A 13435-nucleotide genomic window follows, 5' to 3' on the forward strand; every position below is an offset into this window, starting at 1 on the left:
TATCGGGGGCAAGCCCCCTCCCACATTTTGAATGTATTCACAAATTAAAGTGTGGGAGGGGGCTTGCCCCCGATGAGGCCCTCACAGACCACAAAAAACCAAAAAAAAGGCCCCAGGACTCATATCCAGGGGCCTTTCACATTTTAAGCAGACGGCTTATGCCGCCTTCGCTGCCAACTGGCTCAACGAACGGTTCAGCGCGCTGAACAGCGCCTTGAAACTGGCCGTGGTGATGTTTTCATCAATGCCCACGCCATGTACCGGACGCTCACCGTTCACACGCAGTTCGATGTAGGCCGCCGCCTTGGCGTTGGTGCCCGCACCGATCGCATGTTCGTTGTAGTCCATGATCTCCACGCCAATCGGCAAGCCGGCCACCAACGCTTCCAGGGCGCCGTTGCCTTTGCCTTTCCAGTGCAGGTTGGTTTCGCCCTGGCCCTTGCCCGAGACTTCCACCTCGACAAAGCTGTTGCCGTTTTCTTCCTGCAGGCGATGGCTGACCAGCGCATACGGGGTGTTGGCTTGCAGGTATTCGCGCTGCAGCAAGGCGTAGATCTGCGGTGCAGTCATCTCAAGGCCCACGCGGTCGGTTTCGGCCTGTACCACTTGGCTGAATTCGATCTGCATGCGACGTGGCAAGCTGATGTCGTATTCCTGTTCCAGCAGGTAGGCGATGCCGCCTTTGCCCGACTGGCTGTTCACGCGAATCACAGCCTCGTAGCTGCGACCGATGTCGGCCGGGTCGATCGGCAGGTACGGCACTTCCCACAGCGCATCGTCTTTCTGCTGGGCGAAGCCCTTGCGGATCGCGTCCTGGTGAGAGCCGGAGAACGCGGTGTGCACCAGGTCGCCGACGTACGGGTGACGTGGGTGAACCTGAATCTGGTTGCACTCTTCGACGACTTTGCGCACGCCGTCGATGTCGGAGAAGTCCAGCTGCGGGTCGAGGCCCTGGGTGTACATGTTCAGTGCTACGGTGACCAGGTCGACGTTGCCGGTACGCTCGCCGTTGCCGAACAGGCAGCCTTCGACACGGTCGGCGCCGGCCATCAGGCCCAACTCGGTAGCCGCTACGCCGGTGCCACGGTCGTTGTGGGTGTGCAGGCTGATGATCACGCTGTCCCGACGGTTGATATGGCGACCGAACCACTCGATCTGGTCGGCATAGATGTTCGGCGTGGCGCACTCCACGGTGGCCGGCAGGTTGAGGATCATTTTGTGCTCAGGCGTCGGGTTCCACACCTCGATCACCGCGTCACAGACTTCCTTGGCGAATTCCAGCTCGGTGGCACTGAAAGTCTCCGGGGAGTATTCGAAGGTCCACTGGGTTTCCGGCTGCTGGGCGGCGTATTTGACGAACAGCTTGGCCGCGTTGACCGCGATGGCCTTGATGCCTTCCTTGTCCTGGTTGAACACGATGCGGCGGAAGGACGGCGACGTGGCGTTGTACAGGTGCACGATGGCCTTCTTGGCACCGCGCAGGGATTCGAAGGTACGTGCGATCAAGTCTTCACGGCCCTGGGTCAGCACCTGAATGGTGGTGTCCTCGGGGATGTGGCCGTCTTCGATCAGGGTGCGCACGAAGTCGAAGTCGGTTTGCGAGGCAGCGGGGAACGAGGCTTCGATTTCTTTCACGCCGACGGCGACCAGGGTCTTCCAGAAACGCAGCTTTTTCACTGCGTCCATCGGCTCGATCAGCGACTGATTGCCATCACGCAGGTCGGAGCTGCACCAGATCGGCGCTTCGGTGATGGTCTTCGATGGCCAGGTGCGGTCCGGGATATCGATGGTCGGGAACGCGCGGTACTTCGAAGACGGGTCTTTGAGCATGCTCATCGGGAAATCCTTTGTTGTAGGGGCCGAGAAAAGGCGGCCTGCCGTAGAACTGTTTTTAGGGATAAAACGTAAAGACGAGGCAGATCGATTCAGCCTGGCAGTCGTGCGCTGACGAGGCACAGGCTGCGGTGCTGGCGGAGCTGAATGAGGGTGTGAGAGGTTTTCATAGGCTCAACCCTAACTGCCGGGGTGAAAGATGGCAAGCAGTCGCTAAAAATTGAGAGAACTTCTGTTATTGACCTGTAAAACGATATTTTTTGCCTGAAGATGGTCTGGCGGCTGGATTTAATTGCGCGCCCGTTATCGAGTGCGCAATCGAGCCTTTCAGGGTTGGAACGCGCCGATAAAGATCGCCGGATCAACCCGCGCATCATTCAGGCTGACGTTCCAATGCATGTGCGGCCCGGTCGCCCGACCAGTCGAGCCGACCTTGCCCACCACTGCGCCGCGTGTGAGCTGATCGCCCACTTTCACGTCGATCTTCGACATGTGGCAGAACATGCTGATAAAGCCCTGGCCATGGTCGACGAACACGGTGTTGCCGTTGAAGAAGTAGTTGCCCACCAGAATCACTTTGCCATTGGCCGGCGTTTTGATCGGCGTACCGGCCGGCACGGCAAAGTCCAGACCCGAATGGGGATTGCGCTCTTCACCGTTGAAGAACCGCCGCACGCCAAACTTGCTCGACAGCGGCCCGTTCACCGGTTTGTCCAGCACCAGGTTGCTCGGCAGGTTAGGGCTGAAACTGCGGTAGGCCTTGAGCTGCACTGCCAATTCGCCTTCGATGCGCTTGAGCTGCGCCGGGTCAGGGTTTACCTGGCTTTTGTTTTTCAGGGTGATGCGCTGTTCCGGGTACTTTTTGTAGCCGACGATAAACGGCAGGTTGCGCCCGCCGCTGCTGATGCGCTCATTGCCAGGCTTGACCGTCAACGGAATACCGACAATCGCCAGCCAGGTGTCCGCTTCTTTCACCACCAGTACCGGCTTGCCCTGGTACGTGGCTTTGGGCGCGGCAGCGGAAGGACCGAGTTCGACCACGGCAACCCCGCCAGGCACTGGCTTGTTGAGGGTGCGGGAAATGTAGCTGTCGGCCTGCGCGTTAAAGGCAAGGCACAGCAGCATCAACACACTGAAGAGACGTGGCATCGATCAATCCAATAACGAAAGGGTGACGGGTGTCAGGTGGTTGTCTTCCACCCGCACCTGCAATTGGCCCTCACCGAGGCGCGCGGTCAGGCGCTGGCCGGTGTGGGTCTGCGCGGCATTGCGAATGGCCTGGCCGCGCTCATCCAGGAGGATGCTGTAGCCACGACCCAGTGTCGCCAACGGGCTGACCACATGCAGCGTCTGCATCTGGCTTTGCAGTTGCAGGCGCCGCGCCTTGAGGCCTTCGCGCATGGCGCGGGGCAGGCGTTCGGCGAGGCTGTCCAGGCGCTGGCGCAGCAGTGCCAGTTGGCGACCCGGGTGTTGGCCGGCAAGGCGCGTTTCCAGGCGGATCAGGCGTTCACGGCGGGTATTGAGGTTGCGCTCGAAGGCGCGGCGCAGGCGCATGTCAAGGTCGTCCAGGCGCTGGGCTTGCTGGCGCAGGCGTTCGCCGGGGTGACGCAGGCGCCGGGCCATGCCTTCCAGGCGCAGGCGGTCGTGGCTCAGGCGATTGCGCATCAGCAGCACCAGGCGGCGGTGCAGGTTTTCGACCTGGCGCACCAGGTGGCTGGCGTCTGGCGCGAGCAGTTCGGCTGCGGCGGAGGGCGTAGGAGCGCGCACGTCTGCCACGAAGTCGCTGATCGACACATCGGTCTCATGCCCGACGGCGCTGACGATCGGTGTGACGCAGGCGTCCACTGCACGGGCCACGGCTTCCTCGTTGAAGCACCAGAGGTCTTCCAGCGAGCCGCCGCCACGGGCCAGGATCAGCGCATCGAAGCCACGGGCATCCGCGAGTTTCAACGCGCGCACAATCTGCGGGATCGCTTCGCGGCCTTGCACGGCGGTGGGGATCAGGGTCAGTTCAATATTGGGCGCACGGCGACGGAACACACTGATGATGTCGCGGATCACCGCGCCGGTCGGCGAGCTGATAATGCCGATGCGTCGAGGGTGCGCCGGCAGCGGCACCTTGCGTTCGGCACTGAACAGGCCTTCGGCGCTGAGCTTTTCCTTCAGCGCATCGAACGCCAGGCGCAACGCCCCATCACCGGCCGGCTCCACGGTATCGAGGATCAGTTGGTAATCGCCCCGTCCCTCGAACAGCGACACCTTGCCGCGCACTTTCACCGCCAGGCCATCCTTCAGCGCCTGGCGCACCCGCGCAGCGTTGTTGCGAAACAACGCGCAACGCACCTGGGCGCCGCTGTCCTTGAGGGTGAAATACACATGACCGGAAGCCGGACGGGCGAGGTTGGAGATCTCGCCTTCGACCCAGATATTGGTGAACACGTCTTCCAGCAACACCCGCGCACGGCCGTTGAGCTGGCTGACAGTCAGGACTTCGCGGTCCAGGCCCAGACGGGTAAAAGGATCTTTAATCATGGGCGGCAGTTTATAGGCATTCGTGCAAGGTTTGGCAGAATTGCTCCACCAGCGCGTTCGGCGCCTGTGCGCAGGCCAACGCCACGGTGCTGAGGCAGTCCGGGTCGGCCAGGGGCAAAAAGTGCACGTTGGCGGGGGCGATGTCCTGCATGGATTTTGGTAACAAGGCAATACCGAAGCCCGCCTGGATCAGTTGCAGCTGGGTGGTCTTGCGCGACATCACTCGCGCGGCCTTGGGGAAAAATCCGGCACGCATGCACAACTCGGCTGACAGATAGCTCAAGCCGCCGCGCTGGGGATGGGGTATTGAAATAAACGCTTCGTCCTTCAATTGCCCTAGCTCGATGGGCGCCTGACTACGCGCTAACGCATGGTTGGGCGGTACGGCCAGCAACAGTTGCTCGTTATACAAAGGTAGCACCCGAACCCCCTCGCGCTGGCGCAGTACCGGCAAGCGCAGCACGCCCACCTCAAGGTGACCGTCGGCGATTTCTTCCAGCTGCGCTTCGGAGGACAGTTTGACGATATCCATCGACACCCCAGGGCAGCGTTCCAGCCAAGCGCTGATGCCCTGCAGCAAAGGGCCGCTCATCGGCACAGTGCTCGAATGGCTCAGTCGCAGCGTGCCCAGTTCGCCATTGCCCACTTGGGTCGCCAGTTCGCTGGCCTTGAGTAGTTCACTCAGCAGGTTGCGGGCACGCGGATAGAAGGCCTCACCCGCGGCCGTAAGCCGCGGTTGACGTGCGGTGCGTTCGAACAACGGGGTTTTCAGCTGGGTCTCCAGTTCCTTGATCTGTCGGCTCAAGGCTGACTGCGCCACAAACAGGCGCTCGGCGGCGGCACTGAAGCTGCCGCTGTCGGCGATTTCGACGAAGTACCGCAGTTGGCGGGTGGATATCACGCGTCATGCCTTTTCGAGATAGGTAGAGGGTTTCGAAGATATTAGTCGCATCCCTCACCGATGGCTAAAGTGATGGCCATCTCTTGCAAGGAATACCCCATGAGCCCGGTTGAGCTGATGAGTCAGTGGTCGTTTGGCGGGATGGATTGGCTGGTGATCGGCCTGGGCATCGTCGTGGCCTATATCGTGTTCGGTATCGCGGGATTTGGCACCGCGTTGGTGGCGGGGCCGCTGCTGATCCTGTTCATGCCGTTGTCGAAGATCATCCCTCTGTTGGTGCTGCTGGATTTTGTCGCGGCGTTTGGCAACCTGCTGCAGTCGCGGCGCGATGTGAACAAGCCGGAGCTGCTGCGCTTGCTGCCGTGCATGGCGATTGGCTGCACACTTGGCGTGGTGTTTTTGCTCAACCTGCATTCGGACCTGTTGCTGTTGTTGATGGGCCTGTTTATCAGTGCCTATGCGATCTATAGCCTGGCGGTGAAGGCGCGGCCGACGCAGCTCGCTGCCGGGTGGTCAATACCCATGGGCACGGTGGGCGGATTGTTTGGTGCGTTGTTTGGCAGTGGCGGCTTTCTCTATGCGATCTATCTGAATAGCCGTCTCCCCAAAGACGCGGCGCGCGCCACCCAGAGTGCGTTGATCAGTTGCAGCACGGTGGTGCGCTTGAGCCTGTTCCTGATTGCCGGGGTGTACGCGGACCTGCCGCTGCTGATGTTGGCGCTGTGCCTGTTGCCGGCGATGGCCATGGGGCTGTGGTGTGGGCGCCGGTTGACGATGCGCATGTCGCGTGAGGCGTTTGTGCGGTTGGTGACGTGGTTGGTGCTGGCCAGCGGTATCGCATTGATCGGGCGGTATTTGAGTACTTGACCTGTTTTTTTCAGGGATTAAGCTGCCTGCCTTCACGGCCTCTTCGGGGGCAAGCCCTCACCCGCCCCAAAATGTGAGAGGGGGCTTGCCCCCGATGACGCCAGACGCCACACCGCAGGACTCCCATGAATTCCCAAAGCATCCTTGTCCCGAAAATCTCCACCTTGCCCGTCCACGAGCCCCGCGCCCGGGCGATCGTGCGCTGGCTGGTGCGCAAGAACATCATCAAGGAAGAGCTGACCACCTGTGGCCGCACCGGCAACCGCATGGGCTACGCCCTGGCCGATGGCGCCCGCGCCGTGGTGCTTTACCCGCAGGCACTGCCGTTCAACGAGCCGATCAATGGCCTGGAGATCATCTACAAGCGCTGCATCTACACGCCGGCCAAGGGCTTTCTCGAAGAAGCCGGTTGCCCGCAATGCCGCAAGGAAGTCGGCGAAGCGCTGTTCGAAAGCCTGGAAGACTGGATGCCCGGCCACACTGACAACTTCACCTGCCCGCTGTGTGGGCATGAAGACGACATCAACGGGTTCCTGTTCCTGCAGGAGTGCGGGTTTTCCAACCTGGGATTTATCTTCAACAACTGGGCGGAGGCAGGGTACCCTTCTATCAGTATTCCCAAGTTTGTCAGAGTTTTACATTGAGCCCGACAGGGTGCATGTATATAATGGCGCGCTTCCATTTTCCCGCTCGGGAGCCCCCGCGATGCTGCGTATCAGCCAAGAAGCTCTGACATTCGACGACATTCTCCTAGTGCCCGGTTATTCCGAGGTGCTTCCTAACGAAGTCAGTCTCAAGACCCGCCTAACCCGTGGCATCGAGCTGAATATTCCCCTGGTTTCCGCTGCCATGGACACCGTCACCGAAGCCCGTCTGGCCATCGCCATGGCTCAGGAAGGCGGCATCGGCATCATCCACAAGAACATGACCATCGAGCAGCAGGCTGCCGAAGTGCGCAAGGTCAAGCGTTACGAAGCCGGCGTGGTGAAAGATCCGATCACCATCGAAGCCGACGCCACCGTGCGCGACCTGTTCGACCTGACCCGCCTGCACAACATCTCCGGCGTTCCGGTACTGCACGATGGCGACCTGGTCGGCATCGTCACTTCCCGTGACGTACGTTTCGAGAACCGTCTTGAAGTCACCGTCCGTGAAGTGATGACGCCCAAAGAGCGTCTGGTCACTGTCAAGGAAGGCGCCGACAAGAACGATGTGCGCGAGCTGCTGCACAAGCACCGCATCGAGCGCGTGCTGATCGTCGACGACAAATTCGCCCTCAAAGGCATGATGACCGTCAACGACATCGAAAAAGCCAAGGCTTACCCGCTGGCCAGCAAGGACGATCAAGGTCGTCTGCGCGTTGGCGCGGCGGTCGGCACCGGTAAAGACACCGGCGACCGTGTTTCGGCCCTGGTCGCTGCCGGCGTTGACGTGGTGGTGGTCGACACCGCCCACGGCCACTCCAAAGGCGTGATCGACCGCGTGCGTTGGGTCAAGCAGAACTTCCCTGAAGTTCAGGTGATCGGCGGCAACATCGCCACCGGCGCAGCCGCCAAGGCCCTGGCCGAAGCGGGCGCCGATGCGGTCAAGGTCGGTATCGGCCCTGGCTCGATCTGCACCACCCGTATCGTCGCCGGTGTCGGCGTGCCGCAAATCAGCGCCATCGCCAACGTCGCCGCAGCCCTTGAAGGCACCGGCGTTCCGTTGATCGCCGACGGCGGCATCCGTTTCTCCGGTGACCTGTCCAAGGCCATCGTAGCCGGTGCGTCCTGCGTGATGATGGGCTCGATGTTCGCCGGTACCGAAGAAGCGCCAGGCGAGATCGAACTGTTCCAGGGCCGTTCGTACAAGGCTTACCGTGGCATGGGTTCGCTGGGCGCCATGTCCCAGGCGCAAGGTTCTTCCGACCGTTACTTCCAGGACTCCTCGGCAGGCGCCGAGAAGCTCGTTCCGGAAGGCATCGAAGGCCGTGTGCCGTACAAGGGCACCCTGAGCGCGATCATCCATCAACTGATGGGCGGCCTGCGTTCCTCGATGGGCTACACCGGCAGCGCCGACATCGAAGAAATGCGCACCAAGCCAGAGTTCGTACGGATCACCGGCGCCGGCATGGCTGAATCCCATGTCCACGACGTGCAGATCACCAAGGAAGCGCCAAACTACCGCGTAGGTTGAGGCTTCCAGCAAAATGTTAAGTAACCGGGGCTGTTCTTCAGCCCCGAGTTGTTTCTGATTCATTAGACGAGACTGACTTCATGGCCCTCGACATTCACGCCCACCGCATCCTGATCCTCGACTTCGGTTCCCAGTACACCCAGCTGATCGCCCGCCGCGTGCGCGAAATCGGCGTGTACTGCGAACTGCATCCGTTCGACATGGATGACGAAGCGATCCGCGAATTCGCACCGAAAGGCGTCATCCTCGCCGGTGGCCCAGAGTCCGTGCACGAAGCCAACAGCCCGCGTTGCCCGCAAGCGGTATTCGACCTGGGCGTACCGGTCTTCGGTATCTGCTACGGCATGCAGACCATGGCCGAGCAACTGGGCGGCAAGGTTGAAGGTTCCGAGCTGCGTGAATTCGGTTATGCCCGTGTCGACGTGGTCGGCAAGAGCCGCCTGCTGGACGGCATCGAAGACCACGTCGACGCCGACGGCCTGTTCGGCCTCGACGTATGGATGAGCCATGGTGACAAGGTCACCAAAATGCCGCAGGACTTCCACATCCTGGCCAGCACCCCGAGCTGCCCGATCGCAGGCATGTTCAGCGACGAGCGCCGCTACTACGGCGTGCAGTTCCACCCGGAAGTGACCCACACCAAGCAAGGCGGGCGCATCCTGTCGCGCTTCATCCTCGACATCTGCGAGTGTGAGGCCCTGTGGACCCCGTCCAAGATTGCTGAAGATGCCATCGCCCAGGTTCGCGCCCAGGTCGGCACCGATAACGTCTTGCTCGGCCTGTCCGGCGGTGTTGACTCCTCCGTGGTCGCAGCCCTGCTGCACAAAGCCATCGGCGACCAGCTGACTTGCGTATTCGTCGACAACGGCCTGCTGCGCCTGCACGAAGGCGAGCAGGTGATGGCCATGTTCGCCGAGAACATGGGTGTCAAGGTGATCCGCGCCAACGCTGAAGAACAGTTCTTGAATAACCTGGCCGGCGAGTCCGACCCGGAGAAGAAGCGCAAGATCATCGGCCGCACCTTCATCGACGTGTTCGATGCCCAGTCCAGCAAATTGGACAACATCAAGTACCTCGCCCAGGGCACCATCTACCCCGACGTGATCGAGTCGGCCGGCGCCAAGAGCGGCAAGGCCCACGTGATCAAGTCCCACCACAACGTGGGTGGCCTGCCGGAGGAAATGAACCTCAAGCTGGTCGAACCGCTGCGCGAACTGTTCAAGGACGAAGTCCGCCGCTTGGGCCTGGAACTGGGCCTGCCGTACGACATGGTCTACCGCCACCCATTCCCGGGCCCGGGCCTGGGCGTGCGGATCCTCGGTGAAGTGAAGAAGGAATACGCCGACCTGCTGCGTCGCGCCGACCACATCTTCATCGAAGAACTGCGCAAGGCCGACTGGTACCACAAAGTCAGCCAGGCGTTCGTGGTGTTCCAGCCGGTGAAATCGGTTGGCGTGGTCGGTGACGGCCGTCGTTACGCATGGGTCGTGGCCCTGCGTGCGGTGGAAACCATCGACTTCATGACCGCCCGCTGGGCACACCTGCCGTACGAACTGCTGGAGACTGTCAGCGGCCGTATCATCAATGAGATCGAAGGCATCTCGCGCGTGACGTATGACGTGTCGAGCAAGCCGCCGGCGACGATTGAGTGGGAATGATCCCGCAGCGCTGCATGAAAAAACCGGCTTAGGCCGGTTTTTTCATTTCAGGCGAAGACGTTGTCAGAAGTCGTAACGCACGTTCGCAGTGAAGGTGTCGGCGTCGAAACCGCTGCTGGTCAGGTAGTTGTACGTCCCGCCCACGCTCCACGCGCCCACGCGGTAGTTGGCGCCCAGTCCCAGCTCGTAGCTGTCGCGCGCCGGTGTTGCGCCTGTGGTGGTGAACGGGGTGCCGCCGAGCACAAAGGTGGAGGTGGTGCCGGCCTTGTCGCCGATGAAATCGTGCCAGGCCATCAGCTTGGCTTCCGGTTCAAAGCTGCCCACGCCTACGTCAAAAGCGGCCGCCAGGCGAGCGCCCAGGCCCATTTCGCCGATTTCATAGCGCTGGCTGCCGACGTTCAGGGCGGCTGAGCTGCCTTTTTCACGGTACGAATCAATCGATACGTTGGCATAGCGCGCACCGACTTGTGGTTCCAGTAGCCACTGTTTGTCGAGTTGGAACGTGTAGCCTGCCAGCGCGTTGACGCCGAAGATCTCACTGTCGTAGTCGGCCTTGGCGCGGGTGCCAGCGATGTAGCGCTTGGATTCGTTGTCGTTCCAGCCGTACATCAGCGAGGTGTCGACAAAGAAGTTGTCACGGGCCCAGTTGCCGTACAGGGTCAGTGCATGGCCGCTGACGTCGGTTTTGTTGCCCCGGTCGGTTTTCACGTCGCTGGTCAGGTAGCTGTAAGCCAGGCCCACGGTGGTATCGGCATTGAGCTTGCCGTCGGCACCTACGGCGATGCCGTTGGTGTTGGCGTCATAGCCGTCGATACCGTGGCGGCTGTCCTGGTTGGCATCGCTGGACAGCGCTTGCAGCCATACGCCTTGTTCGGCCAGCACGTCACCGGAGGACAGGCCGCTACGCGCTTTGCTGGCGCGGCGGTTGATAGTACTTGCAACCAGGTTCTGGCTGCTGGTGGCTGCGTTGATCGCTCCACGGCTGACGTCGGGGGTCAGGCTTTCGGCCAGTTTGGCCAGTTCTTCGCTGGAGGAGGCGTTGGCGAATTGCTGGAATACCGGGTCGCTTTCGTCCAGTTGGCCCATGAGCGTGTTCTTGAATGGCTTGATGGCGCTCACCGCGTTGCGCGAACCACGGGCGCTCATCAGGTCTTGCGTGATCACCTCATCACTGCGGGTGGCAACCAGTGCTTTCACGTCCTGGCCTTCGATGCCGAAGCTCTTCACTTCAAGCAGCGCCGAGGACGACACCACGGACAGGTTCTGCGGGTCTTCCCAGGTGCCAGAGTTGATCAGGGTGTAGCGCGTGCCCTGGGCCGACGTGCGGAAATCATCGGAGCGCGCCTGCAGTTCGATCTGGCTGCCTGCAGAGAAGAAGGTATTACCGGTGACTTTCAGGATCGGCGTGTTGGGCTGCGTGTTGTTGTCCAGCAGCAGGCGCAGGCGCGCGGTGGCGCTGTCCAGGTCGAGGTCGCCCACAATCGTGGTCTGCGGGCGAAGCAGCGTCAGGCGGCCATCGCCGATATCGACGTAACTGGCGCGGATGGTCGAGCCATCGAACAGCGCGTCCCCTCGCACCAGCACACCACTCAGGCCCAGCAGGTCACCCTTGACCTGACCACCCTCCCAGTAGAAATACGAGCGTGGGGCATTGTCGTCCGCCAGAATGGCTGCGGTGCCCCCTTCGATCAGGCCACCTGTCTGCCTGATGGAGAGGGTGTCTGAACCGCCGGAGGTATCGAGACTGCGAAAGCGGATACCGATCCCGTCAGCGGAGATAGTCCCGCTGTTGTAGATGCCACTCGTCATCTGACCCGTGAAGCGTGCTTTCTCGATGTCGATACCCACAGAGTCGATGCCACGTGCGGTGATAGTGCCCGAGTTATTGATGCGCGCCTGGGATGAGGTGATCAGCATGCCTTCGGCATTGGCGCCTGTCACAGTGATGTTGCCGTCGTTGTTCACACCGCCAGCGATCTTTGCCAGATACAGGTCCAGCCCGACGCCGGCGTTGCCGCTCACCGTGATATCGCCATTATTTACCAAGTCGCCACCGACGTTGGAATTGAGGGTCATGGCGATACCGGACGGGAAGTCGGTGGGGGTCGCAGCCGTCAGGTTGATTTTGCCCTGGTTGACCAGGTTGCCCGTCAGGGTCACGTTGGTCAGCTCTACACCTGCGTTTTGCGATGTCCCGGTGAAGGTGGCGTTATTGAATACGTCACCGGAGCTGCTGTATGCCCCTGTGCTCAGATCGTGGTTCAAGTTGGGGGCGGGTACGGCATATGCTGTCGCGGTAGCCGTCGCGACGGACAGCGCCAACAACGAGCGGCGCAGGTGGGAAATATTCAAGGCAGTATCCTTACAGGGCAGAAACTGACAGGGAACAACCCACGCGTCAGCGTCTGTTTTAGGCATCCCTGCCAGCTTGTCAGTGAATTGCTGATTCAAGCGCGTGGGAATTTACACGATGCGTGTAGGACAATTCATTACAAAAAGGATCGGTGAAGAAAAAAAGCATAAAAAATGCGACGTCGACGTGATTTTTTGTAGTTGTACGGGGAGGTTCAGCGGGCCTGTTTACCCTCAATCTCAGGATCTCCATGGGTTAATGGCGTTTTAACCCAGTGGCTCCAGGTCGCTTCCCACCCCTTATCATGGCTTGCTCCCCGTACATGGATGTATTCGCAGAGGGGCGAATCAAGCGCCTGTTGGTACCTATCAGCCAACCCACTTGGAATAATCAGGTCCGCTTCGCCGATGAGATGACGCTGGGGTAACAAGGCGAGTCGGCTACGATAGTCCAGCGGATCCAGTGAACCATCGAGTGGTGACAGGCCTTTCATCGTCGCCCACAGGCGTGGACTGAGATTGCCTGCAAGGGTTTGCACCTGGGTCACATCATTGCGCTGCGCCGCTAACAATAGGGCGAGAGCGGCGCCACCTGAGTACCCGACTAGTTCGAACTCACTGTTGCCGTAGCGCTGTTTTAATTGATCCAGCGCCTGGCTGAGGCTTGTGACCACTTCCTGAGAGAATCGTCGATGGGTCCAGAGTGCCGATTGACAGGCAGCGACCATGACGAACTGGCAGGGGCGTGCCAGGTACGCATTTGGTGTCGGATCATTGATCGCCAGCCGTGGTACCAACAGATTGTGCGGGCTCGGATCCAGGCTGGGTTGAGTGGCCGTCGCCCATGAATGGCCATCGCCTTCCAGGTACACACGCAGGCGAGTCATCTTTTCTGCAGTGTGCGGAGCAACTATGAAGAGAGGGAAGTGCTGTCCCGGCAGGACCTCCCATTGTCGATGGTGCTCCTCAGCCAGTTGTTGCAGAGCCTCGCGCGGCGATTGGCAGGCGATGAGAAGAGCGCTGAGCATCACCACCCAGGCTTTGTATAAGCCGGCCAATGCCCGACGACAGGGAAAGTATCTACTCATCATGTTTCATAACGCGTCATTGGCAATGG

Annotated in this window: 10 protein-coding genes; 4 read left to right on the top strand and 6 right to left on the bottom strand. The window is 60.7% G+C overall.

The genetic code is table 11. From position 1 onward, the window contains the following. Positions 1 to 156: 156 nt before the first annotated feature. The 4 genes from leuA to BFN10_RS08215 form a co-directional block, all read right to left on the bottom strand. Positions 157 to 1836, bottom strand: a complete 1680-nt coding sequence (gene leuA, locus BFN10_RS08200; RefSeq protein ID WP_071489254.1) for a 2-isopropylmalate synthase — start codon at positions 1834 to 1836, stop codon at positions 157 to 159. Between the two features lie 324 nt (positions 1837 to 2160). Then, complete coding sequence (locus BFN10_RS08205; protein WP_071489255.1) at positions 2161 to 2982, bottom strand: M23 family metallopeptidase; 822 nt, start codon at positions 2980 to 2982, stop codon at positions 2161 to 2163. Between the two features lie 3 nt (positions 2983 to 2985). Further along, on the bottom strand, positions 2986 to 4365 hold the full coding sequence (gene xseA, locus BFN10_RS08210) for an exodeoxyribonuclease VII large subunit (protein ID WP_071489256.1): 1380 nt from the start codon (positions 4363 to 4365) through the stop codon (positions 2986 to 2988). Between the two features lie 10 nt (positions 4366 to 4375). Beyond that, positions 4376 to 5266, bottom strand: coding sequence for a LysR family transcriptional regulator (locus tag BFN10_RS08215; RefSeq protein WP_071489257.1), 891 nt, complete (start codon positions 5264 to 5266; stop codon positions 4376 to 4378). Between the two features lie 99 nt (positions 5267 to 5365). Here BFN10_RS08215 and BFN10_RS08220 point away from each other — a divergent pair, with 99 nt between their 5' ends. The 4 genes from BFN10_RS08220 to guaA all read left to right on the top strand — a co-directional run bounded on the left by BFN10_RS08220 (position 5366) and on the right by guaA (position 9966). After that, positions 5366 to 6133 carry a sulfite exporter TauE/SafE family protein gene (locus tag BFN10_RS08220; RefSeq protein WP_071489258.1) on the top strand — a complete coding sequence of 256 codons (768 nt, stop codon included), beginning with the start codon at positions 5366 to 5368 and terminating at the stop codon, positions 6131 to 6133. A gap of 125 nt (positions 6134 to 6258) precedes the next feature. Next, positions 6259 to 6777: a sugar ABC transporter ATPase gene (locus BFN10_RS08225; RefSeq protein ID WP_071489259.1), complete on the top strand. Its 519-nt coding sequence runs from the start codon at positions 6259 to 6261 to the stop codon at positions 6775 to 6777. A 61-nt stretch (positions 6778 to 6838) separates the two neighbouring features. After that, positions 6839 to 8308 carry an IMP dehydrogenase gene (gene guaB / locus BFN10_RS08230; RefSeq protein WP_010207937.1) on the top strand — a complete coding sequence of 490 codons (1470 nt, stop codon included), beginning with the start codon at positions 6839 to 6841 and terminating at the stop codon, positions 8306 to 8308. A gap of 80 nt (positions 8309 to 8388) precedes the next feature. After that, positions 8389 to 9966: a glutamine-hydrolyzing GMP synthase gene (guaA, locus tag BFN10_RS08235; RefSeq protein ID WP_071489260.1), complete on the top strand. Its 1578-nt coding sequence runs from the start codon at positions 8389 to 8391 to the stop codon at positions 9964 to 9966. Between the two features lie 63 nt (positions 9967 to 10029). Here the strand turns inward: guaA and BFN10_RS08240 are convergent, their stop codons facing one another. Both BFN10_RS08240 and BFN10_RS08245 read right to left on the bottom strand, forming a co-directional pair. Continuing rightward, the gene (locus BFN10_RS08240; RefSeq protein WP_071489261.1) at positions 10030 to 12318 is read right to left on the bottom strand and encodes an autotransporter family protein; all 2289 of its coding nucleotides are present in this window, start codon (positions 12316 to 12318) and stop codon (positions 10030 to 10032) included. A 215-nt stretch (positions 12319 to 12533) separates the two neighbouring features. Then, complete coding sequence (locus tag BFN10_RS08245; RefSeq protein WP_071489262.1) at positions 12534 to 13406, bottom strand: alpha/beta hydrolase; 873 nt, start codon at positions 13404 to 13406, stop codon at positions 12534 to 12536. Positions 13407 to 13435 lie beyond the last annotated feature (29 nt).

Source organism: Pseudomonas extremorientalis (assembly GCF_001870465.1).
GTDB classification, from domain to species: Bacteria; Pseudomonadota; Gammaproteobacteria; order Pseudomonadales; family Pseudomonadaceae; genus Aquipseudomonas; species Aquipseudomonas extremorientalis.